Source organism: Alistipes sp. D31t1_170403_E11, from assembly GCF_015553985.1.
Taxonomy (GTDB): Bacteria; Bacteroidota; Bacteroidia; order Bacteroidales; family Rikenellaceae; genus Alistipes; species Alistipes montrealensis.
On sequence record NZ_JADNHQ010000002.1, the window covers coordinates 624,085 to 645,434 of the forward strand.

A 21,350-nucleotide genomic window follows, 5' to 3' on the forward strand; every position below is an offset into this window, starting at 1 on the left:
ATCACCGGACTCAAAACAAAAAGGACGGATTTGAATCCGTCCTTTTTGTTTTCGTGCGTTTCCCGGGTTACTCGATCACCAGCATCCGCCCTTTGGGATACTTCACCGCATAGCGCAGGCGCAGTTCGCGCTGCTCGCCGGGTTTGAGTTCCATTTTCCAGGTGACGATGCCGCTCTCCTTGTCCAACTGTCCTCCGCTCAGTTCTTCGGCGGTGACGTTTATGGCGCTGTTGCGCGACACGGGCAGTTGGTCGGCAAGCGTCAGCACGACGGGTTCCGTGCGCGTATTGCGTATGACGAATTTCCACCCCGTGGTCTGGGTCTGGTTCGATCCGATGGCCCGGCGCGAAGAATAGTCGTTCTCCTTGGTGCGTTCGATGCGGATATTCCGGTCGCGGCCCATCGAGAAGCGGAGGGTGTCGCTCGTCTGGTTGGGGTCGAGGATGCTCTTGCCGACGAACGTGTTTTCGAAATAGACGTTGGCCTCGCCCTGCAACAGGTTGAGTTTCTCCCAGTCGGTCGCTTCCGCCACGAGGAAGGCGTCCTTGTCGATCTTCGGCGTGCTCTGGTAGGTGTAGGCGGCCGGCAGGTCGAACCGTCCGATCTCCGCCGTGACGCTCTTGCCGTCGGAGGCAACGGTGTAGGGCTGCTTGATTTCGAATTCGTAGCCCAGTTGGTTCTGCGTCTGTTCGACATCCATCACGGCGCTCTCGGCGTCAAATTCTGCAAAATCTACTTCCGTAACCCGCATTTTGCTGTCGTTTCTCGGAATTGCCGCTCCCGCCAGCATATTCTTCTTTTGGGTCCCGTATCCCATAACGACCACTTCGTCCATTGCGGTCATGTCCTCCTGCATCGTTACGTTCATCGTGCTGCCCGAGATCGCCTGCGTCCGGGGCTTGTAGCCGAGGTAGTTGAATTGCAGGCTGGTCGCACCGTTGGGAACGGTGATCGAATAACGGCCCTGCGTGTCCGTGATGGCGCCGATCGTCGTTCCCGGAACGAGTACGCTGGCGCCCGCGAGCGGTTCGCGTCGGCTGTCGAATACGATACCTGAAACGGTGTTGTTTGTCAGGTTGACGTTGTAACGCGGTGCTGCGAGGCCGTAGTCGAGCCAGTAGGTCCGCAACTGCGGGGCGATGCTCCCGGTATTGGGGTTCGACGAGGAGAGCGTCAGTTCGACGTTCTTCCACTCCTCTTTGGTATTTTGGAAAATATTGGCTTTGTAGGAGATTTCGACCGGCTCCGACAACCCGCCCGAGCGAATGTCGTAGGAGGGAAACCAGCCTGCGTTACGAACGTAGTAGGTCAGTGTGAACGATGCCTTGCAGGCCGCGGGGGCTTCGATCCGGACCTCCACTTCGCTCATCGGAACCGACTGCCTGCCGCCCAGTTCCGCCAATTCCGCCCTCAGCCGGCGTTCGCGGGCGTCCAGTTTCGCCGCTTCTTCGTTGATGCCCGACTCTTTGCTTTTGAGGGCCTGCAGGCGCGTCGTGTAGTACTCGTTGAGTTCCTTGATGCCGGCCAGCGGGGTGGCGACATTCCGGTTGCCGACCGAGCAGTTGACTTTCAGCATGGCATACTCGGCTTCGATCACCTCGCGCGAGGCCTTCAGTTGTTTCTGCTGCCGCTCCGTTTCTGCGATTTCGCGTTCCAGCGCCTGTTGGCGCGTCGAACGTTCGAGGCTGTCCGTATGGTTGAAAAGACGGTTGACGGCCGTCACCGTGAATTTCCCTTTGGCGCTTACCTGCATGCTTTTGTCGTCCAGGTAGGGCGACAGGCCGGTGAATACGACCGTCGAGTTTCCGGCCGGGAGGTCGATCTGCCGGGTGCGCGTCACCTGCGCGCCGTCGATGAACAGGGTTACTTTTTCTACGGCGGTTTTCACCTTCTGCGGTCCCGCGGCTGCGGAGGTCGCTGCGGCCAGTCCCAGCAGCAGCAACAGCATACGTTTTATCTCCATGACTTTGTCGGTTTGGATTGGTTCAAACAAAGTTAGGAAAATATTCCGAATAGCCAAGCGTTCGGGCTTCTACTCGAACTCTTCGAGCACGCGCTCCATCTTGTGCCTGATTTCCGCCGTGCAGAGGTTGCCGATACTGCCTTCGTGGGTGTGGCTCACCTCGCGCGTGGGGCTGTATTCGCCCTTCTGGACAGCGATGCCCACCTGCTTGTAAGCCTCGCGGAAGGGAGTACCTGCGAGTACCATCCGGTTGACATCTTCCACCGTGAAGAGGTAGTCGTATTTTTTGTCGTCGAGGATGTTTTTGTTTACACGAATATGCGCCAGCATGAAATCGCACATTCCGAGCGTGCGTTTGATCTCGCTCGTCGCCGGGAAAAGGATGTCTTTCAGCAACTGCAGGTCACGGTGATAACCCACCGGGAGGTTCGTCGTCAGCAGTGCGATTTCGTTGGGGACCGACTGCAGGCGGTTGCAGCGTCCGCGCATGATCTCGAAAACGTCGGGATTTTTCTTGTGGGGCATGATGCTCGACCCGGTGGTCAACTCGTCGGGGAGCGTTACGAACCCGAAATTCTGGCTCATGAACAGGCATACGTCCATCGCCAGGCGGCCGATCGTCGCGGCCACGGCGGCAATGGCGGCCGCGGCGGCGCGTTCGCTTTTGCCGCGGCTCATCTGCGCCGCCACGACGTTATAGTGCAGCGCCTCGAAACCCATCAGGCGGGTGGTCATCGTGCGGTCCAGCGGGAACGACGAGCCGTATCCGGCCGCCGACCCCAGCGGGTTCTGGTTGGCGATGTGCCATGCCGCGGCCACCAGGCGCATGTCGTCGATCAGCGTTTCGGCATAAGCCCCGAACCACAGTCCGAACGATGAGGGCATGGCGATCTGCAGGTGGGTGTAACCCGGCATCAGCACCTCTTTGTATTTCTCGCTCTGCTCCTGCAGGCGGTCGAACACGGCCTTCACGGCGTCGGCTATCTGCCTCAGTTCGTCGCGCAGGAACAATTTGAGGTCCACGAGCACCTGGTCGTTGCGCGAACGCCCCGAGTGGATTTTTTTACCCGCGTCGCCCAGCCGGCGGGTGAGCATCAGCTCGACCTGCGAATGCACGTCTTCGGTGTCGGGTTCGATTTCGAAACGTCCGGCTTCGATCTCTGCCGCGATTTCGCGGAGTCCCCCGGTGAGTTTTTCGAGTTCCTCCGCCGTCAGCAGCCCGATTTTTTCGAGCATGGCGATGTGCGCCAGCGACCCTTCGACATCGTACTTTGCCAGCCGCATGTCCAGTTCGCGGTCGTTGCCTACGGTGTACTCCTCGATCATCCTGTCGGGCTCGAAGCCCTTATCCCAAAGTTTGGTTGCCATATTCCTGTGCCAATTTTTCGATGTATTTTTCATAAACGGCGATTCCCTCCGCGATCTCCGTGAGGAGCACGAATTCGTCGGCCGTGTGCGACCGCGACGATTGTCCCGGACCCATCTTGAGCGACGGGAACGGCATCAGCGTGCGGTCCGAAGTCGTCGGTGAAATGTAGGTTTCGCGTCCGACGGCTTTTGCCGCCTTCACCAGCGGATGCCCTTCGCCGACCGCCGCAGCGCGGATGCGCGTCGACCGGGGCGTCGCTTCGGAACGGATCGCGGCCCGCAGGATTTCGACCGTCTCTTCGTTGGTGTAGGCGTCCGTGGTGCGGATATCCGCGACGAACCGGCACGTGTCGGGTACGACGTTGTGCTGTGTGCCCGCTTCGATCTGCGTCACAGCGATGCCGATCGGTCCGAGCAGCTCCGATTCCCGCTCGAAGCGGAATCCGCGCAGCCGTGCGATGTCGTCCAATGCGATATAGAGGGCGTTCACCCCTTCGCCGCGCGCCGCATGGCCGCTTTTGCCGTGCGCCACACAGTCCAGGACGACCAGTCCCCGCTCGCCCAGCGCTGCCTGCATTCCCGTCGGTTCTCCCACCAGCGCCATGTCGATTTTTCCCAGCGCGGGCAGCAAGGCCCGGATGCCGTTCTCCCCCATGCACTCCTCCTCGGCCGAGATGCCCAGCACGAGGTTGAAGGGCAGCGGCTGCGTGCGGAACGTCAGGAAGGTCTCCGTGAGGCTTACCACCGAAGCCCCCGCGTCGTTGCTGCCGAGGCCGTAAAGCCTGTCGCCTTCGACGGCGGGCGTGTAGGGATCGCGCGTGTACGAAGCGGCCGGACGCACCGTGTCGTGGTGCGAATTCAAGAGCAGCGTCGGCCGTGCCGGGTCGAATCCTTCCGCCCGGGCCCAAACGTTGTTGCGCAGCCGTTCGGGCGTCGCTCCGCGCTCTGCGAGGAACGCGAAAAGCAGGTCCGCCGTACGCGCTTCGTCGCGCGAGAGGGAGGGTGTCGCAATAAGTTGTTTCAGTAACCCGATGGCTTCCGTGGTCTTCATGTTCATTTTCGAGTTCGGCATTCCGGAGCGCTGATTTTGCCGTTTGCGGCATTAAGTCCCTCCCTGAGGGAGGGTTTAGGGCGGGGTCGGATTTGCAAACACGACCAAAGGTCGTGAACAAGACGGCCCGTGCCGCAAAACGGTGTTATTTTATAGTTGTTCCGATTTCGTTCAGCAGGTTTTCCGAGTGCTTGATCGTAACGCTCCGCACTCCCTTTTCAACGGCTTTCAGGGCATTTTCGATCTTGGGAATCATTCCCTTGCTCACGATGCCGTCGGCCTTGAGCGGGGCGTAGGTTTCGGACGTGATCTCGCGGATCAGCGTCGTGTCGTCCTCCGGGTCGCGCAGCACGCCGTTCTTCTCGAAGCAGAAAACCAGGTCCGCAGGTGCAATTTCCGCTGCTCCGAGCGCAATGGCCGAAGCCACGCTGTCGGCGTTGCAATTCAAGAGCGTCCCCTGTCCGTCGTGCATGATGGCCGAAAAGACGGGCGTGATGCCCCCTTCCAGCAGCCTGCGCAGCAATCCTGAGTCCACGCGTTCGATGTCGCCCACGAATCCGTAATCGACCGGATTGGGGTCGCGCCGGCGGGCCGTCACGGCGTTGCCGTCGGCGCCCGACAGGCCGAGTGCGTTGCATCCTGCGGCCTGCAGTCCGGCCACGACCTGCTTGTTGATCAGCCCGGCGTAAACCATCGTCACCACGTCCAGCGTGCCTTTGTCGGTGATGCGGCGTCCGTCGACCATCTGCACCTTCAGTTCCAGCCGTTCGGCGAGGCGCGTGGCCAGTTTTCCGCCGCCGTGTACGAGTATTTTGGCTCCCTGCAATGCCGCGAACTCTTCGAGGAACCGCTTCAGCGCCTCGGGGTTGTCGATGACGTTGCCGCCGATTTTTACGACCGTGATTTTCTCCATTATTCCAGTCCCTCCAACAGTCGTTTGAGTACCACCTGGGCCGAGATCTCGCGGTTCGCAGCCTCGGGAATCACCAGCGAACGCGGCGATTCGATCACGTCGTCCGTCACGATCATATTGCGCCTTACGGGCAGGCAGTGCATGAAGTAAGCATTGTTGGTGAGGGCCATTTTCTCCGTGTCCACCGTCCACGAACGATCCCTCGACAAGACTTTGCCGTAGTTGGGATCGGTGTAGGCCGCCCAGTTTTTGGCGTAGACGAAGTCGGCGCCTTCGAGGGCCTTGCGCTGGTCGTATTCGACGCGCGCCGTACCCACGAATTTCGGGTCGAGTTCGTAGCCTTCGGGATGGGTGATCACGAAATCGTAGTCCGCGGCGTTCATCCACTCGGCGAACGAGTTCGGTACGGCCTGCGGCAGGGCGTTGGGATGCGGGGCCCAGGTCATCACGACCTTCGGACGTGCCGTGGCCTTGTGCTCCTCGATGGTGATCAGGTCGGCGAAACTTTGCAGCGGGTGGCGCGTCGCAGCCTCCATCGAGAAGACCGGGCGTCCCGCGTAGCGGATAAACTGCTCCAGGACGCGCTCTTCGTAGTCTTCGGCCTTGTCGTTGAACCGGGCGAACGAGCGTACGCCGATCACGTCGCAGTACGATCCCATGACCGGAATGGCTTCGAGCAGGTGTTCGGCCTTGTCGCCGTCCATCACCACGCCCCTTTCGGTTTCGAGTTTCCACGCTCCCTGGTTGACATCGAGAACCATGACGTTCATGCCGAGGTTCATCGCCGCCTTCTGGGTCGAGAGGCGCGTGCGGAGGCTCGAATTGAAGAAGAGCATCAGCAGGGTCTTGTTGCGCCCCAGTCCTGTGAACTGGAAGCGGTCGCGCTTGATCTCCAGCGCTTCGGCGACGGCAGTTTTCAGGTCGCCTATGTCTTGTACGCAGGTAAATTTATCCATAGATTCCGTTTCTTTTTCGTTCCTTGTTAATTGTTTCGGGTTCCGCTTCGGGAGGCTGTCGCCGGCGGCAAAAGTGCCGTTTAGGGGTCTGCCCGGCCTCGGCGGGAGTTTGTGCTGGCTGCCGTTATCCCATCGTCTCCCGGAACGCTTCGAGGAAGCGGTCCGCCAGTTCGCGCGTCAGGCACAATGCCGGCAGCAGCCGCACGGTCGAAGCGCCCGCCCCGCCCGTGAATATGTGTTTGTCGAAGAGCAGCCGCTTGCGCAGTTCCGCTCCCGAACCCTCGATCTCGATGCCGATCATCAGGCCGCGTCCGCGAACTTCTTTCAGCCCGCCGATCTTGTGCAGTTCGGCCAGCAGGTATTCGCCGACCTGCGCCGCGTTCTCCACCAGTCCGTCGCGTACGATCACGTCGAGTACGGCGATTGCCGCTGCGCAGGCGAGGTGGCTGCCCCCGAAGGTCGTTCCGAGCAATCCCGGACGCGCTTCGAAGTGGGGTGCGATCAGCACGCCGCCGATGGGGAATCCGTTGGCCATACCCTTCGCCGTGGTGATCAGGTCGGGCCGGATGCCTGCCGCCTGGTGGGCGAAGAAACGTCCTGTGCGGCCGTATCCCGACTGGATTTCATCCAATACGAGTTGCGTCCCGGTTTCGGTCGCTGCGGCGCGTACGGCGCGCAGGAACTCGTCCGTCGGGCAGTGGATGCCCGAAACGCCCTGGATGCCTTCGACGATCACCGCTGCGAACTCCCGCGTGGCGAGTTTCGCGCGCACGGCTTCGATGTCGTTCAGCGGTGCGAACTCCACGTTGGGCGTGCGGTTGAAGGGCGACGAAATCGCGGGATTGTCCGTCACGGCGACGGCTCCCGACGTGCGTCCGTGGAAAGCCTTCGAGAGGGCCAGCACTTTGGCGCGCCCCGTGTGGAACGACGCCAGTTTCAGGGCGTTTTCGTTGGCCTCGGCTCCCGAGTTGCAGAGGAAGAGCCGGAAATCGTCGTATCCCGACGCGCGGCCCAGTTTTTCGGCCAGCGTCGTCTGGAGCGAGTTCTCGACCGAATTCGAGTAGAACCCGAGCCGGGCTACCTGTTCCTGCACGGCCCGTACGTAGTCGGGCTGCGCATGGCCGATCGAAATGACGGCATGGCCGCCGTAGAGATCGAGGTACTCGGTTCCTGCCGCGTCGTAGACAAAACTGCCTTTGCCCCGGACGGGTTCGATCGGATATAGCGAATATACGTTGAATAATTCCATTGTCGTAATTTTTGGTGTCCGGCCCGGCAAAAAAAGCGTCGGGAAAGATGCGGACTAAAAGCGCGAGCGCAGGGGACGGTTTGCTTGCAAACCCGCGAATAGTCGCCCGGAGCCAGCGTTAGGCCGCGTCTTTCAGCTTTTTTTGTCAGCCGGTCGGTTTTTGCACCGCTTTTTGCCGACCAAAAAGCGGTTGTCGTGCGGCGGTTGAAAGCCGCCGGTTAAAATGCACTTGCTTTCAGTTTCAGACCTTCTTTTTCGTCCAGCCCGAACATCAGGTTCATGTTCTGCACGGCCTGCCCCGAAGCGCCTTTCAGCAGGTTGTCGATAGCCGACACGATGTGCAGTTTGCCGCCGTGTTTGGCTACGTGGAGCAGCCCCTTGTTAGTGTTCACTACCTGCTTGAGGTCTATTTCGCGTTCCGATACGGTCGTGAATGCCGAGGGGGCGTAAAAATCGGCGTAGAGCCTGAACGCCGCCTCGTTGTCGAGCGGACACGTCGTGTAGACGCTTGCCAGGATGCCCCGCGTGAAGTCGCCGCGCATCGGCACGAAGTTCACTTCATAGCCGAACGACGGCTCCAGCCGCCGCAGGTTGCGCCCGATCTCCAGCAGGTGCTGGTGCGTGAAGGCCTTGTAAACCGATATGTTGTCCGACCGCCAGCTGAAATGGGTCGTGGCCGAAGGTTTTACGCCTGCGCCCGTCGAACCCGTCACTGCCGTCACGTGCACTTCGTCCTGCAACAGTCCCGCGGCAGCCAGCGGCAGCAAAGCCAACTGAATCGCCGTGGCGAAACATCCCGGATTGGCCACGCGCTCCGCACGGCGGATGCGTTCGCGGGTCAGTTCCGGAAGGCCGTAGACGAATCCGCACGTCTCGTCGCGGAAGTCCTGTGCCAGGTCGATGATTTTCAGCCCGGCCGGGATGTCGTTCTCCTCCATCCAGACCTTGCTCTGTCCGTGGGCCGAGCAGAGGAACAGCACGTCGATCGCCCCGAGGTCGTACGAATCGCTGAACCGCATGTTGGTGTCGCCCTCCAGTCCGCCGTGTACGTCCGAAAGGCGGTTGCCTGCATTCGACGTACTGTGTACAAAGGCAATTTCGGCCTGCGGGTGGTTGACCAGCAACCGGATCAGTTCGCCGGCGGTGTACCCGGCGCCTCCGATGATACCGGCGCGGATCATTTCTTGTTGCGTTTCTGGACGTTGTAGAAAATCTTGATCTGGTTGCCCAGGATCTTCGTGAATCCCTTCACGTCGTCTGCCGACCAGGCCTTGTTGACCTCGCCGTATTCGCCGAAGTCGGTCTTCATCAGGTCGAACGACGAATCGACGCCCACGAGCGTATAGTTGCGCGGACGCAGGATCAGTTCCACGGTTCCCGTGACGTTGCGCTGCGACGACAGGAGCATCGCCTCGATGTCGCGCATCACCGGTTCGAGGTACTGCGCTTCGTGGAGGAACATGCCGTACCACGTCGCCACCTGGTCCTTCCAGTAAATCTGCCACTTGGTCTGCGTGTGCTTTTCGAGCATCTTGTGCGCTGCGATGATCAGCATCGGCGCTGCGGCTTCGAAGCCTACGCGGCCCTTGATGCCGATGATCGTGTCGCCGATGTGCATGTCGCGGCCGATGCCGTATTTCGAGCCGATGGCCTCCACGGCGCGGATTGCCTCGACCTTGTCGGCATATGCCTTGCCGTTGACGGCTGCGATTTCGCCCTGCTCGAAGGAGATCGTGAGGCGTTCCTCGCCGTCGGCCGTCACCTGGCTGGGATATGCTTCTTCGGGCAGCGTCAGTTCCGAGTGGAGGGTCTCCTTGCCGCCGATCGACGTGCCCCACAGGCCTTTGTTGATCGAGTATTCCATCTTTTTGTAGTCGGCCGTGATGCCGTGCTTGCGCAGGTAGTCGATCTCGTATTCGCGTGTGAGGGTCATGTCGCGCGTCGGGGTGATGATCTCGATTTCGGGAGCGAGAATCTGGAATGTCAAATCGAAGCGCACCTGGTCGTTACCTGCGCCGGTCGAGCCGTGGGCTACGGCGTCGGCGCCGATCTGCTTGGCGTATTCGATGATGGCGATGGCCTGGAAAATGCGCTCCGAGCTTACCGAAATGGGGTAGGTTCCGTTGCGCAGGATGTTGCCGAAGACCATGTAGCGGATGCTCTTTTCGTAGTATTCCTGCTCGATGTCGAGCGTCGCATGCGCCGTGGCGCCCAGTTCCATGGCGCGTTTCTCGATCTTCTCCAGTTCGGGTTTCGAAAATCCGCCCGTGTTGGCGATTGCCGTGTAGACATCGTAACCCTTCTCCTCGGAGAGGTATTTTACACAGAACGAGGTGTCGAGACCTCCGCTGAATGCCAAAACTACTTTCTTCTTTTCCATAGATATGTCAGTTTTAATTTTTTTACTCGTTTTGACCGGTTCGCAAATCTTCCGGTCGTTGTCGCCGCCTTTGGCGTCGTACTCCGTTCCGGCCCCGCTCCGAACCTCTTCTCCGTGGAGGGACTCGTCGCGTCGCGGTCCGGATTTTTACTTCAGGTGAAATAGCTTTTTGAACTTGTTCTTAAAGAACATCCGGTAGGGAGCCAGCCGCGACTGCTTTTCCACCGGTTCTTTGGCCGGATCGTAGAGCATGCCCGTGCAGAGGCACATGCGCCGCTGGTTGCGTTGCAGGATGTCGTAGTTGCAGCAGCCTTCGCAGCCGCGCCAGAAGTCCTCGTCTTCGGTCAGTTCCGAGAAGGTCACGGGGACGTAACCCATCCGCGAGTTGAGCTTCATGACCGGCAACGACGTGGTGATACTGAATAACTTGGCATACGGAAATCGTCGTCGGGCCAGCTCGAAGGTTCGTCGCTTGATTTGCTCCGCGAGTCCCATATGCCGGTACTCCGGATCGACGATCAGTCCCGAGGTGGCGACGAAGTCGCCGTGACCCCAGCACTCGATGTAACTGAACCCGACCAGTTTCTCACCGTCCAGCGCCACGACGGCCTTGCCACCGGTCATTTTTGCGGCGATGTACTCGGGCGACCGCTTTGCGATGCCCGTACCCCGCTGCAGGGCCGACTCATAGATCAGATCACAAATGCGCGGTGCGAAATGTGCGTGCGATGAGTCGGCGAATACGACGCTGATTGTGTTGTTATTCATTTATCGTTTGTGTGGGTAAAAAAGTTGACGAATTAGTTGATGCGATAGGCGCGCTGTACGCCTTTGATGCGCATGATCTGGTGGATGAGCGTATCCACGACGCCCGTGCCGGGCACTTCGACGGCGACGATTCCCGCGACGCAGCCGTTTCCGGCCGGCGCGAAGTTCATCGTGCGGATATTGAGTTTCAGGTCGCGGATGATGACCTCGGTGATGTGGTTGGCCATGCCGGTCGTGTCGGCCGCCACGATGCGGATCGAGACGCGGAACGCCCCCTCGGCCGACTGCCGCCAGCGGGCGTCGATCACCCGGTAGGGATAATTCTCACGCATGCGCTTGGCGTTGGGACAGTCGCAGCGGTGGATGGTGATTCCCGCGTTGATCGTCACGAAGCCGAACACGTCGTCGCCTTTGATCGGGTTGCAGCACTTGGCCAGTTTGTATTGTATCTTCGAGATGTCGTCGTCGATTACCAGCGCATCCTGCGGCGCGGCTTTTTCCTGCGTGCCGTGCAGCGCGGCCTTCTGGCGTTCGATCTCGGCGGCCGCGGCGCGGCGCTCTTCGGCGGCTTCCCCCGAGAGGTGGCGTGCGAGGATCTCCTTGATCGATCCGAAGTCGAGCTTCTGGGTGGCGATCAGGGCATAGACCTCCGTTCCGAGGCGCAGCTTGAAATATTTGGCCAGGTAAGCCACCGCTTCGTCGATGGTGATGGCGAATTTCCAGTTCTTGAGTTTGCGTTCCAGCTCCTCGCGCCCCATGCGCGTATGCTTGGCCTGCTCTTCGCGCAGGAAGGATTTGATCTTGTTGCGGGCCTTCGAGGTCACCACGAACGACAGCCAGTCCGCTTTGGGCGTCTGGTTCTTCTGGGTCGTGATCTCGACGATGTCGCCGTTGCGCATCTGTTCGCGGATCGGCACGGCGCGGCCGTTGACCTTTCCGCCCACGCACGTCGAGCCGAGGGAGGTGTGGATGTCGAACGCAAAGTCGAGCAGCGTAGCCCCTTCGGGCAGCTTGCGCAGGTCGCCGTTGGGCGTGAAAACGAAGATTTCACCCGAGGCGGGCTTCGCGTCGAAACGCTGCGCCAGCGAGTGCGTCGTGTCTTCGATCAGTTCGCGCAGGTGTCCCAGCCACATTTCGCTCGTCTGCGCCCCTTGGTTGACTCCCTTGTAACGCCAGTGCGCCGCGATGCCTCGTTCGGCCACGGCATCCATGCGCTCGGAGCGGATCTGCACCTCGACCCAGCGGCTTTCGGCCGATACGGTGGTGTGCAGCGATTCGTAGCCGTTCGACTTGGGGATCGCTATCCAGTCGCGCAGGCGCTTGGGGTTGGGGGTATAAAAATCCGTCACCACCGAATAGGCCGTCCAGCACATCTGCTTTTCAGCTTCCCGCGGACAGTCGATGATGATGCGGATGGCGAAAATATCGTAGACGCCTTCGAACGGGACGTGCTGTTTGTGCATCTTGGTCCAGATCGAGAAGATCGACTTGGTGCGGCTCTTGATGTGGTATTTGATGCCGAGTTTGGTCAGCCGCTGCTCGATGGGGACGAGGAACCGCCCGATGAAGGCTTTGCGCTCCTCGGCGCTCTCTTCGAGTTTCAGGACGATGTGCTCGTAATCCTTCGGTTCGAGGTAGCGCAGGGCGATGTCCTCCAATTCGCTCTTGATGTTGTAAAGACCCAGTTTGTGGGCGATCTGTGCGTAGAGGTTCATCGACTCCCAACTCTTCTTGCGCCACTTCTCGCGGGGGAACATCTCCAGCGAACGCATCACTTCGAGCCGGTCGGCCAGTTTGATCAGGATGACGCGCGGGTCCTCGGAGTAGCTTACGATCAGGTCGCGGAAATTGTCGGCCTGCTCCTTGGCGACCTTGAGCTTGAGTTCCGAAATGTTCGCCAGCCCGAGGGTGATGCCCACGACCTCGTCGCCGAAGCGTTTGCGAATGTCGGTGCTCAGGGCCAGGAACTCCTCGGGCGGAAGCTGCTTGTGGGCCAGCCGCACGACATCGTGGAGGATTGCCGAAATGGTGGAGTTGCGGCCCAGGCCCACCTCCGAGATCACGATCGAAGCTACCGCGACGGCATGCTCCAAAAGGGGCGTATCGTCGTAACGCACCAATCCGGCGAGCTTCGCGTCGGCATACTCCAGCGCCTCGTCGACGAGTTTCTGGGTCTGCTCCGAGAAGTTCGCGCGCACGAGCGAGCGGAGTTTTTCGTAACGTGAGAAGTCCATTTTTACCTAACCTAAATCCTTGACGGCAAAGACGATGCCGGCCAACGGCGGCAGTGCGTCCGCAACTGTGCCGGGGCATAGCCCGTCCGAGCGTAAGTAACTTTGGCAAAGATATGAAAAAAAATTATAAATTTGTAACGTTGAACCAATACGTTATGCGATGGGAAAGAAAAAGGAGATTTATGTGCCGACCGTAGGCGAGGAGATCGGCAATGCCGTGTCGCACGGCGTGATGTCGCTGCTGGCGCTTCTGGCCCTTCCCTTTGCCGCCGTGTGGGCCTATGTGCATGATCCGGACGCGATTCTGGCGTCGGCGTCGGTGTCGGTTTTCGTCATTTCGATTTTCCTGATGTTCCTCGCCTCGACGCTCTACCACTCGATGAACCCGCAGTCGGAACACAAAGAGGTTTTCCACATCCTCGACCACATTTTCATCTACGTCGCCATCGCGGGCAGTTACACGCCCATCGCGCTGTCCGTCATCGGCGGCTGGCAGGGTATTTTCATCACGGTCCTGCAATGGGCGATGGTAATTTTCGGGATTTTCTACAAGTCGCTGTCCCGCAAGTCGATACCTGCCATCAGCCTGACCATTTACCTGGTCATGGGCTGGACGATCGTCTTCTTCCTGCCGCTGTTCGTGAACCACGCCTCGACGCCCCTCGTGGTGCTGATCGCATTGGGCGGCGTACTCTATACGCTCGGCGCCTGGTTTTACGCCCGCAAGGGCTTTCGCTACCACCACATGGTGTGGCATTTGTTGATTAACCTCGCGGTTGCGGCGCACTTCGTCGGGATCGTGTTTTATCTCTATTGATTATGGCTGCTTTCGACCTGCATATCCACTCCGGATACAGCAGTGACGGGGAGTTTTCCGTCGCTGCAATCGCCGGCATGTGTTCGGCCTGCGGGCTGGGCGCTTTCTCCCTGACCGACCACAATTCGGTGCGCGGCGTCAGCGAAGCCGCCGAAGCGGCCGCTGCCGCGGGCCTGTGCTTTATTCCTGGCATCGAGATCGACTGCAACTACCGGGGTACGGACCTCCACCTGCTGGGCTACGGCATCGACTGGCGGTCGTCCGATTTCGCCCGGTTGGAAGAGTCCGTCGCCGCAAAGGTGACGGCGTCGCTGGGCGGCATGGTCGACAACCTGCTCCGACTGGGTTTTCGGATCGACGCCGATGCCGTGCTGGCCGCCGCCGGCGGCAAACTGCCTACGGGCGAACTGATCGCCGAGGTGATGCTTGCCGATGAAAAGTACCATACGCCTCTGTTGCAGCCCTATATGGAGGGTGGCGACAGGAGCGACATGCCGTATATCAACTTCTATCTCGATTATTTCGCGCAGGGCCGTCCGGCGTTCGTCCCCGTCGAATATATGGATTACCGCGAAGCCCTCTCCCTGGTCCGGGACAACGGGGGAATCCCCGTCGTCGCACATCCGGGGCTCAATTTCCGGGGCCGCGAAGAGATCGCCGGGCAACTGCTCGACCGCGGGGCCGCCGGACTGGAGGTCTTCAACAACTACCACAGCCCGGAGCAGGCCGTTTATTTCACCTCGCTGGTACTCTCCAAGGGAGCTTTCATGACTTGCGGAAGCGATTTTCACGGCAAGACCAAGCCGCGGATCGCCATCGGACGCTTTCCGGCGGACGGCCGCTTCGACGGCCGCCTGTCAGACTTTGTAAACCACGTAAATGTGATCGGCCGGCAGGGCGTATAACCTGCGCTCGGCGTCGGAGAAAGTCGCGGCATAGTCGATGTCTGCGGCTTCGAAGCCCGCTTCACGCAGGCGGTCGGCGTAGTCGGCGCCGTAGATGCGCCGGTGGTCGTACTGCCCGAAGATGCGCGTGCGCTCGCCGGGGTCGGTGATCGTGTCGTCCTCGTAGGTCCGCTCGTAATCCGCATCCACCGGCGAGAGGACGATGCCCCAGCCGCCGGGTTTGAGGATACGGTGCAGTTCGCGCATCGCTTTCCGGTCGTCGGCGACATGTTCCATGATGTGGTTGCAGAGCACGACATCCACCGAATTATCCGCCAGCGGAATCTGCTGTACGTCGAAATGCAGGTCTGCCAGCGGGCTTTCCAGGTCGGCCGTGACATATTGTCCGGGGTGCGACCTGAAGTGGGGCTTTAAGTGGCGCATGATACAGACCTCGGGGGCAATGTGGAGCGTGCGCGGAAAAGCCGTCAGCAGATCGGTTTCACGCGTGAGATAGAGCCACAGCAGGCGGTGGCGTTCCAGCGACAGGCATTTGGGGCACAGCGCGTTGGGGCGCGACTGCACGTAGCCGTAGGGCATGAATCTGCGGTACTTCGAGCCGCACACGGGGCACTGGACCCCGCGGCCTTTGTAAAACAGCCCCGCCACGGGCACGGCCCATCCCGCGATGCGTTGCAGGACGGGACGCGGAATGTGGTTGAGCGACCAGCGAATCAGTTTTTTCATAGCCTTCTATTCCCGCCAATGTTCGGGACGGTCCAGTGCTTCGGCGCACAGCACCCGTCCTTTGTGTTCCGTGAATCCTGCTTCCGGCAAGGTTTGTACCATCCAATAGTCGGCATCCTGTTCCGCGATGGGATAAGGCGCCTGAAAGCCCCGTTTCCCGGCGTCGGGGACGAATCCGTGACGCGGGTAATACTCCTTGTGGCCCAGCACGAAAACGAGCTTCGCACCCCTTTCGCGCAGGAGTTCCAGCCCCTTTCGGATCAGCGCTCCCCCGACGCCCTGCCGCTGGCACTCCGGGACGACGGCAAGCGGGGCGAGGATGTAGTGTCCTTCCTGCGCCGTTTGTGCGCCTTCGATGCGGCATCGGGTGAACAGGATGTGCCCGATGGCCTTCCCGCCGCGGAATGCGAGCAGCGACACGTACGGCCGGGCGCTGGCGTCGCCGAGGAGCGCCGCGGTCAGTTCCGCTTCCTTGTCGTAGCCGAACGCCTCTTTCTGTACGCGGACGATTTCGGCGAGATCCGTGGGATTCGTTTCCCGGAGGGTTATCGTTTCTTTTGTCATGGTTCCAGGATTTTGTTCACATCCTCTTCGGCTTTGCGCAGCCGCGCCTTGCACGAGGCGATCAGTTCCGTCGCGCGCTTCACCTCGGCGGCGAGGTTGTCGACATCCATCTCTTCGTTGCGCAGGCGCGCGAGTATCTTTTCGATTTCGGCCATCGCCGCGGCGTAGGTCAGCTCTTTTTTTGCCATATTTTTCCAGCTTTTACGATTGCTTCTATTTGGCCGTCGGAAACTTCTATCTCGATGTTTTCCCCGGCTCCGACTTCCCGGGCCGAGGTCACGGCTTTGCCTCCGGTGCGCACGACGGCGAAGCCCAGGCGGAGGATGCGTTCGGGCGAACGCCCGGCGATGAGTTCCGCGGCATTGCCGAGCCGGACGTTTTGCCGCGCGAGGAAGTCGCGCGCCGCGTCGGGCAGCAGTGCCGCATGGTGTTCCAGCCGCAGCGACTGCCGCGTCAGGAGTTCGCCGCTCAGCCGGCGTACCTCGCCCGAAAGGCGTTCGAGGCGCACCTCCGAGGCGTGCATCGCCGCGGTCGTGGTGTCGTGCAGTTGCAGGGCCGCGTAGTCGAGCCACCCGTCGGTTTCGGCCATGCGCCCGACGAGCCATCCGGCCACTGCCGTCGGGGTTTTGAGCGCCGTGTGGGCCACCATGTCGGCGACGCTGGTGTCTTTGTCGTGCCCGATGCCCGTCACCACCGGCAGCGGAAACTGTGCCACATGGGCGCAGAGGCGGTAGGCGTTGAAACAGTTGAGGTCGCTCCTCGAACCGCCGCCGCGGATCAGCACCACGGCGTCGAAATCTTCCATCCGGGCGGCGACGCTGCACAGGGCTTCGATGATGGATTCCTCGGCCGCAGCGCCCTGCATGAAGGCGTCGAACAGTGTGAGGGTGAACCGGTAGGGGCTTTTGTCCATCTCTTTGCAGAAATCCTGGTAACCGGCGGCGTTGGCGCTCGACACGATCGCGATGCGCTGCACGACTGCGGGCATCGTCGCCTCGCGGTTCATGTCCCAGACGCCGTCCTGCTGTAACTGTGCGATGGTCTGCTGCCGCTGCCGCTCCATGTCGCCCAGCGTGTAGGAGGGGTCTATGTCGGTGATTTGCAGCGAAAAGCCGTAGAGCTCGTGGTAGGAGACCAGCACCTTGGCCAGTATCCGGATGCCCGATGCGAGCCGCTGGCCCGTTTCGGCCTCGAAATAACCGGAAATGCGGGGGTAGTGCGAACGCCATACGACGGCCCGGGCCTGCGCCGTCGGGACGCCGTTGTCGCCGCCCTTCTCCACGAGTTCGAGGTAGCAATGGCCCGAGTAGTTGACCTTTATTTCGGAGATTTCGGCACTTACCCAGACGGGCAATGCGAACTGCCCTTCGAGCGCCGACTTCACGCGGCGCTGTAACTCGCGCAGGGTAATATGTTGTGATTCAGCCATCAGCCCAGCAGGATTCCGATGGTTAGCAACGCCCCGAACAGCATGATGTTGCGGGCCGTCTCACCCAGGCAGACGTTCAGGGCGTCGCCGTGGTCGATACGCACCAGTTTGCGCCATGTGGCGGTGTGTGCGGCGAGGTACGGAAGGGGAAGCAGGGCGGCCCAGATGCGGCCGCCGGCCAGTAGCGTGAGGCACAGGGCGACGGCTGCGGCCCCCAGGGCGAAGTAGCCCCAGCGTCCGACGCCTGCGCCGAGGCAGACGACGATCGTGCGCTTGTTGCAGCGGGCGTCCTCCTCGCGGTCGCGGAAATTGTTGACCATCAGCATCGTGTCGATCACCAGTCCGCAGGCCAGCGCCGCCACGAGGACCTCCCAGGTCCATGCTCCGGTCTGGATGTAGTAAGTGAATCCCACGGGGACCAGTCCGAAAAAGAGAATGACCGCAATGTCGCCCAGTCCGTGGTAAGCCAGCGGCCAGGGTCCTGCGGTGTAGAAATAGGCAAAGAGGATGCAGGCGGCGCCTGCGGCGATGAGTTCCCAGCCTCCGTAGCGGAGGATGCCGGCGCGGAGCGCCCAGACGAGCAGTCCGATGCCCGCGGCACAGGCCGCGAGGGTGAAGCCCGCAATGCCTGCCTTCATGGCCGGGAAGGTGATGTATCCTTTGGCGAAGGCGCGGTCGGGACCCAGCCGGTCGGGTTTGTCCGCCCCTTTCAGAAAATCCCAGAGGTCGTTGACCAGGTTGGCCGTGCACTGCATCAGCACGGCGAACACGAGGCACAGCACGGCTGGCAGCCAGTGGAACGAATGGTCGGTATAGGCCAGTGCGGAGCCGATCAGAACGAGGATGACCGAGTTGCCGAGGCTGTAAGGCCGTACAGCCAGAATCCAGGCGGATAGGGAGTTGGTTTTCACGTTTCGGGGTTAATTTTCGGGGTAGGACGGGATCAGCGGATGACCAGTTCCATCTGCCGCGGCAGATGCCGGCCTTCGGGAAGCTGGATGCTCAGTACGCCTTCGCTTTCGATGGGCGAACCGTTCTTTTGCGCCGGCTGCCAGCGCGGGGCCTCCGCCACAGCTTTCAACACGCGCCGCTTGAGGCGGTTGTCGGTCGATTCGAGTTCCTGCTGGATGACGATTTCGCCTTCGGGGGTGATTTTGTAGCGCAGCACCACGCGGGCCGTGGGTTCGCTTGCGTCCCAACGCACCTGCCGGGCGATGTAACTGCCGAAGGTCGAATCTGCGGGGAAGGCGGCAGGCTGGTCGTAGCGCAGCGTGATGAGCATGACGCCGTGTGCGGCCCGCTGGCCGTAGCAGGCGATGGTCTCTTCGTCGGCAGGGAGCATTTCGACGTGCTCGATGTCTTCGGGAGGAATCGAGCGTATCTCTTTCGTCTCTTTGCCGTTGACGATGTACAGGGGCTGCGGTTTGGGAGTCGCGGCCCGGAGGGTCGCGGCGCAGAACAGCGCACATAGAATCAGGACGTATCTTTTCATGCCGTATCTTTTTTTGCAAAACGGCCGGTAAGGCCGCGTTATTGCCCTAAAGCGTTTCTTCGGCGGGGGCGGGAGCCGGACAAAATTTCTTGCAGCCGGCCGCTGCCCCGCCGAACCCTGCTTTTTAAGCGGGGTCCCAGCCCGAGCGGACAAGGTCCGCACAGCCGTTCGGCCGGAACCGGACGCCTTCCGCTTCGAGCAGCTCCCGCTGTTCGGTCCAGCCGGGTGCGGTGCGGCCTGCGGCGTTCACGACCCGGTGGCAGGGAACTCCTTCGGGGGCCGATGCCAGCGCGCGCCCTGCGCGGCGCGCATAACCGGGCATACCGACCAGCCGGGCCAGTTGGCCGTAGGTCGCGACCCGGCCCGCAGGTATCTGCGCGACAACGTCGTAAACCTCCGCGTCGAAACCGTCTGGAATGCCCATCGTACGGCTATAATTCGCTCTCCTTCAGACGCTCGGCGTTCTCGGCAACGATCAGGTGGTCGATGCAGTCCTGGATGTCGCCGTCCATGAAGGCCGAGAGGTTGTAGATCGTATAGTTGATGCGGTGGTCGGTGATGCGGCCCTGCGGGTAGTTGTAGGTGCGGATTTTGGCCGAACGGTCGCCCGTCGAAACCATTGTTTTGCGCTTCGAGGCGATCTCGTCGAGCCACTTCGAATATTCGAGGTTGAAGACACGCGTACGCAGCTCTTCGAAGGCCTTGTCGAAGTTCTTCAACTGCGACTTCTGGTCCTGGCATTGTACGACGATGCCCGTCGGGATGTGCGTCAGGCGGATGGCCGAATAGGTCGTGTTGACCGACTGTCCGCCGGGACCGCTGGCGCAGAAAATGTCCTTGCGGACATCGTTCATCGAAATTTCGATGTCGAACTCTTCCGCTTCGGGCAGCACGGCGACCGATGCGGCCGACGTATGCACGCGGCCCTGCGTCTCGGTCTGGGGTACGCGCTGCACGCGGTGCACGCCCGATTCGTATTTGAGCGTTCCGTAGACGTTCTGTCCCGAGACTTTCAGCACCACCTCCTTGAAACCGCCCGCAGCGCCGTCCGACGACGAGGTGATTTCGTAGCGCCAGCCCTTCGACTCGATGTATTTGGTGTACATGCGCAGCAGGTCGCCGGCGAAGATCGCCGCCTCGTCGCCGCCCGTGCCGCCGCGAATCTCGACGATGGCGTTCTTCGAATCCTGCGGGTCCTTGGGGATCAGCAACAGCTTGATCTCCTCCTCCATCTGCGTGAGCTGGGGCTCCAGTTCGGCGATCATCTCGCGGGCCATTTCGCGCATCTCCTCGTCCTTGTCCGTGGCCAGCGTGTCCTTGGCTTCGGCGAGGTTGGCGATGGCCGTGCGGTAGCGTTCCGAGGTCTCGATGATCGGCTCCAGTTCCTTGTATTCCTTGGTGAGCTGGATGAACTGTTTGACATCGGCGATGATTTCGGGGTCGGTCAGTTTCTGCCCCGTCTCTTCGTATTTGAGCTTCAAACCGTCGAGGCGGTTTAAAATGGTGTTGTCTGCCATATCTGTTTTATTTTGGGCATAAAGATACGTAATAATCGGCAAACGGCAATGCGTCGACCGAAAAAACGAACGGAGGGAACCCCTGGCTCGGGATTCCCTCCGGTATACGCTTGCAGGGGGATTATTCGTTGATCCGGCGGAGCCAGTCCAGCACGGCGTCCTGCCATGCCTCCTTGTAGCGGAAGTTGTCGCGGATGCCCCATCCGTGGCCGCCCGAAGGGTAGATGTGCATCGAAGCCACGATGCCGTTTGCTTTCAGGGCGTTGTAGTAGAGCGTGCTGTTGACGGGCGGGACCGATTTGTCGTCGTCCGAGAGCAGCAGGATGGCCGGCGGCGTGTCGGCCGTTACGCGGCTTTCCAGCGAGTAGGCCGCATCCTGCTCGGGGGTGCGTTCCTCGCTCAGCAGGTTGATGAACGACCCTTGGTGGCGCTTGCCCTGCACGGCCGTGATGACCGGGTAGAAGAGCACCGAGAAGGCGGGGCGGACGCTGCCGATCGTCGAGGCCATCGCTGCGAGGTGTCCGCCGGCCGAGGAGCCTACGATGCCGACCTTCGGGCAGGTGTAGCCTTCGGCGCCCGAAACGTCGCCGCGCATGATGCGCAGGGCCTGTTCCGCGTCTTCGAGCGGTACTTCGGGATGGTGGTTGGGCATGCGGTATTTCAGCACGGCGCCCGTGATGCCGTTGGCGGCGAACCACTTCGCCATCTGGTAGCCTTCATGGTCGATGGCGAGCATGCCGTAACCGCCTCCGGGGCAGATTACGACAGCCTGGCCGGTAGCCTTGGCCGCGTCGGCCGGGAAGATGTAGAGAACCGCCTCCGAGGTGTTCCTCAGCCGGTTGGGCTCGGTTTCCGTTTCCGGCGTGGTGATGCCGTTGCTGTGGGGAGCGGTCGCGTTGTCCCAGATTTTGATTGTCGCGGCCTGTCCGTAGTCTTTTGCCGATGTTGTAGCCATGGCGAGAATCGTTGCGAAAGTTAGTAGGATGATCCGTTTCATAATGGAAGTTTTTGGTGTCAG

21 protein-coding genes are annotated in these 21,350 nt (G+C 60.8%); 2 read left to right on the plus strand and 19 right to left on the minus strand.

Annotation, left to right across the window (positions count from 1 at the left end):
• Window positions 1-67 precede the first annotated feature (67 nt).
• From I2E69_RS05835 to I2E69_RS05880, 10 genes are all read right to left on the minus strand, one after another.
• The gene (locus I2E69_RS05835; RefSeq protein WP_195459829.1) at window positions 68-1,963 is read right to left on the minus strand and encodes a DUF4139 domain-containing protein; all 1,896 of its coding nucleotides are present in this window, start codon (window positions 1,961-1,963) and stop codon (window positions 68-70) included.
• Between the two features lie 69 nt (window positions 1,964-2,032).
• Window positions 2,033-3,331, minus strand: a complete 1,299-nt coding sequence (gene argH / locus I2E69_RS05840) for an argininosuccinate lyase (RefSeq protein ID WP_195459832.1) — start codon at window positions 3,329-3,331, stop codon at window positions 2,033-2,035.
• Complete coding sequence (locus tag I2E69_RS05845) at window positions 3,309-4,388, minus strand: M20 family metallo-hydrolase (protein ID WP_195460085.1); 1,080 nt, start codon at window positions 4,386-4,388, stop codon at window positions 3,309-3,311. The genes argH and I2E69_RS05845 overlap by 23 nt, the downstream gene beginning before the upstream one ends.
• 139 nt (window positions 4,389-4,527) lie before the next feature.
• Window positions 4,528-5,295 carry an acetylglutamate kinase gene (gene argB, locus I2E69_RS05850; RefSeq protein ID WP_195459835.1) on the minus strand — a complete coding sequence of 256 codons (768 nt, stop codon included), beginning with the start codon at window positions 5,293-5,295 and terminating at the stop codon, window positions 4,528-4,530.
• On the minus strand, window positions 5,295-6,251 hold the full coding sequence (locus tag I2E69_RS05855; protein ID WP_195459838.1) for an N-acetylornithine carbamoyltransferase: 957 nt from the start codon (window positions 6,249-6,251) through the stop codon (window positions 5,295-5,297). Before I2E69_RS05855 ends, argB begins: the two co-directional genes overlap by 1 nt.
• Before the next feature lie 124 nt (window positions 6,252-6,375).
• Window positions 6,376-7,500, minus strand: coding sequence for an aspartate aminotransferase family protein (locus I2E69_RS05860; protein WP_195459841.1), 1,125 nt, complete (start codon window positions 7,498-7,500; stop codon window positions 6,376-6,378).
• A 218-nt stretch (window positions 7,501-7,718) separates the two neighbouring features.
• On the minus strand, window positions 7,719-8,681 hold the full coding sequence (gene argC / locus I2E69_RS05865; protein WP_195459844.1) for an N-acetyl-gamma-glutamyl-phosphate reductase: 963 nt from the start codon (window positions 8,679-8,681) through the stop codon (window positions 7,719-7,721).
• Window positions 8,678-9,880 carry an argininosuccinate synthase gene (gene argG / locus I2E69_RS05870; protein ID WP_195459847.1) on the minus strand — a complete coding sequence of 401 codons (1,203 nt, stop codon included), beginning with the start codon at window positions 9,878-9,880 and terminating at the stop codon, window positions 8,678-8,680. The genes argC and argG overlap by 4 nt, the downstream gene beginning before the upstream one ends.
• 147 nt (window positions 9,881-10,027) lie before the next feature.
• On the minus strand, window positions 10,028-10,648 hold the full coding sequence (locus tag I2E69_RS05875) for a GNAT family N-acetyltransferase (protein ID WP_195459850.1): 621 nt from the start codon (window positions 10,646-10,648) through the stop codon (window positions 10,028-10,030).
• Between the two features lie 32 nt (window positions 10,649-10,680).
• Window positions 10,681-12,882 carry a RelA/SpoT family protein gene (locus tag I2E69_RS05880; RefSeq protein WP_195459852.1) on the minus strand — a complete coding sequence of 734 codons (2,202 nt, stop codon included), beginning with the start codon at window positions 12,880-12,882 and terminating at the stop codon, window positions 10,681-10,683.
• A gap of 160 nt (window positions 12,883-13,042) precedes the next feature.
• Between I2E69_RS05880 and trhA the strand changes: the two genes are divergently transcribed.
• Complete coding sequence (trhA, locus tag I2E69_RS05885; protein ID WP_195459854.1) at window positions 13,043-13,699, plus strand: PAQR family membrane homeostasis protein TrhA; 657 nt, start codon at window positions 13,043-13,045, stop codon at window positions 13,697-13,699.
• 2 nt (window positions 13,700-13,701) lie between these two features.
• Window positions 13,702-14,604 (plus strand): PHP domain-containing protein, encoded by a 903-nt coding sequence (locus I2E69_RS05890; RefSeq protein WP_195459856.1) that lies wholly within the window; start codon window positions 13,702-13,704, stop codon window positions 14,602-14,604.
• Here the strand turns inward: I2E69_RS05890 and I2E69_RS05895 are convergent.
• The 9 genes from I2E69_RS05895 to I2E69_RS05935 form a co-directional block, all read right to left on the minus strand.
• On the minus strand, window positions 14,557-15,330 hold the full coding sequence (locus I2E69_RS05895; protein ID WP_195459858.1) for a class I SAM-dependent methyltransferase: 774 nt from the start codon (window positions 15,328-15,330) through the stop codon (window positions 14,557-14,559). The genes I2E69_RS05890 and I2E69_RS05895 overlap by 48 nt on opposite strands.
• Window positions 15,331-15,336: 6 nt before the next feature.
• Entirely contained in the window at window positions 15,337-15,894 is a 558-nt protein-coding gene (locus I2E69_RS05900; protein WP_195459860.1) for a GNAT family N-acetyltransferase, read from the minus strand.
• A complete protein-coding gene (xseB, locus tag I2E69_RS05905; RefSeq protein WP_195459862.1) occupies window positions 15,891-16,082 on the minus strand; it encodes an exodeoxyribonuclease VII small subunit in 192 nt (63 codons plus the stop codon). The genes I2E69_RS05900 and xseB overlap by 4 nt, the downstream gene beginning before the upstream one ends.
• Window positions 16,064-17,323, minus strand: a complete 1,260-nt coding sequence (gene xseA, locus I2E69_RS05910) for an exodeoxyribonuclease VII large subunit (protein WP_195459864.1) — start codon at window positions 17,321-17,323, stop codon at window positions 16,064-16,066. The genes xseB and xseA overlap by 19 nt, the downstream gene beginning before the upstream one ends.
• The gene (gene menA / locus I2E69_RS05915; protein ID WP_195459866.1) at window positions 17,323-18,234 is read right to left on the minus strand and encodes a 1,4-dihydroxy-2-naphthoate octaprenyltransferase; all 912 of its coding nucleotides are present in this window, start codon (window positions 18,232-18,234) and stop codon (window positions 17,323-17,325) included. Before menA ends, xseA begins: the two co-directional genes overlap by 1 nt.
• A gap of 32 nt (window positions 18,235-18,266) precedes the next feature.
• Window positions 18,267-18,815 (minus strand): energy transducer TonB, encoded by a 549-nt coding sequence (locus I2E69_RS05920; protein ID WP_195459868.1) that lies wholly within the window; start codon window positions 18,813-18,815, stop codon window positions 18,267-18,269.
• 124 nt (window positions 18,816-18,939) lie between these two features.
• Complete coding sequence (locus I2E69_RS05925; RefSeq protein ID WP_195459870.1) at window positions 18,940-19,239, minus strand: MGMT family protein; 300 nt, start codon at window positions 19,237-19,239, stop codon at window positions 18,940-18,942.
• A 7-nt stretch (window positions 19,240-19,246) separates the two neighbouring features.
• A complete protein-coding gene (gene prfA, locus I2E69_RS05930; RefSeq protein WP_195459871.1) occupies window positions 19,247-20,332 on the minus strand; it encodes a peptide chain release factor 1 in 1,086 nt (361 codons plus the stop codon).
• Between the two features lie 121 nt (window positions 20,333-20,453).
• Window positions 20,454-21,329, minus strand: coding sequence for an alpha/beta hydrolase (locus I2E69_RS05935; protein WP_195459873.1), 876 nt, complete (start codon window positions 21,327-21,329; stop codon window positions 20,454-20,456).
• Window positions 21,330-21,350: the final 21 nt, after the last annotated feature.

Excerpts from the sequence above, each read along its gene's own strand:
- I2E69_RS05835 (WP_195459829.1), bottom strand. The coding sequence starts at position 1,963 with ATGGAGATAAAACGTATGCTGTTGCTGCTGCTGGGACTGGCCGCAGCG.
- argH (WP_195459832.1), bottom strand. The coding sequence starts at position 3,331 with ATGGCAACCAAACTTTGGGATAAGGGCTTCGAGCCCGACAGGATGATC.
- I2E69_RS05845 (WP_195460085.1), bottom strand. The coding sequence starts at position 4,388 with ATGAACATGAAGACCACGGAAGCCATCGGGTTACTGAAACAACTTATT.
- argB (WP_195459835.1), bottom strand. The coding sequence starts at position 5,295 with ATGGAGAAAATCACGGTCGTAAAAATCGGCGGCAACGTCATCGACAAC.
- I2E69_RS05855 (WP_195459838.1), bottom strand. The coding sequence starts at position 6,251 with ATGGATAAATTTACCTGCGTACAAGACATAGGCGACCTGAAAACTGCC.
- I2E69_RS05860 (WP_195459841.1), bottom strand. The coding sequence starts at position 7,500 with ATGGAATTATTCAACGTATATTCGCTATATCCGATCGAACCCGTCCGG.
- argC (WP_195459844.1), bottom strand. The coding sequence starts at position 8,681 with ATGATCCGCGCCGGTATCATCGGAGGCGCCGGGTACACCGCCGGCGAA.
- argG (WP_195459847.1), bottom strand. The coding sequence starts at position 9,880 with ATGGAAAAGAAGAAAGTAGTTTTGGCATTCAGCGGAGGTCTCGACACC.
- I2E69_RS05875 (WP_195459850.1), bottom strand. The coding sequence starts at position 10,648 with ATGAATAACAACACAATCAGCGTCGTATTCGCCGACTCATCGCACGCA.
- I2E69_RS05880 (WP_195459852.1), bottom strand. The coding sequence starts at position 12,882 with ATGGACTTCTCACGTTACGAAAAACTCCGCTCGCTCGTGCGCGCGAAC.
- trhA (WP_195459854.1), top strand. The coding sequence starts at position 13,043 with ATGGGAAAGAAAAAGGAGATTTATGTGCCGACCGTAGGCGAGGAGATC.
- I2E69_RS05890 (WP_195459856.1), top strand. The coding sequence starts at position 13,702 with ATGGCTGCTTTCGACCTGCATATCCACTCCGGATACAGCAGTGACGGG.
- I2E69_RS05895 (WP_195459858.1), bottom strand. The coding sequence starts at position 15,330 with ATGAAAAAACTGATTCGCTGGTCGCTCAACCACATTCCGCGTCCCGTC.
- I2E69_RS05900 (WP_195459860.1), bottom strand. The coding sequence starts at position 15,894 with ATGACAAAAGAAACGATAACCCTCCGGGAAACGAATCCCACGGATCTC.
- xseB (WP_195459862.1), bottom strand. The coding sequence starts at position 16,082 with ATGGCAAAAAAAGAGCTGACCTACGCCGCGGCGATGGCCGAAATCGAA.
- xseA (WP_195459864.1), bottom strand. The coding sequence starts at position 17,323 with ATGGCTGAATCACAACATATTACCCTGCGCGAGTTACAGCGCCGCGTG.
- I2E69_RS05920 (WP_195459868.1), bottom strand. The coding sequence starts at position 18,815 with ATGAAAAGATACGTCCTGATTCTATGTGCGCTGTTCTGCGCCGCGACC.
- I2E69_RS05925 (WP_195459870.1), bottom strand. The coding sequence starts at position 19,239 with ATGGGCATTCCAGACGGTTTCGACGCGGAGGTTTACGACGTTGTCGCG.
- prfA (WP_195459871.1), bottom strand. The coding sequence starts at position 20,332 with ATGGCAGACAACACCATTTTAAACCGCCTCGACGGTTTGAAGCTCAAA.
- I2E69_RS05935 (WP_195459873.1), bottom strand. The coding sequence starts at position 21,329 with ATGAAACGGATCATCCTACTAACTTTCGCAACGATTCTCGCCATGGCT.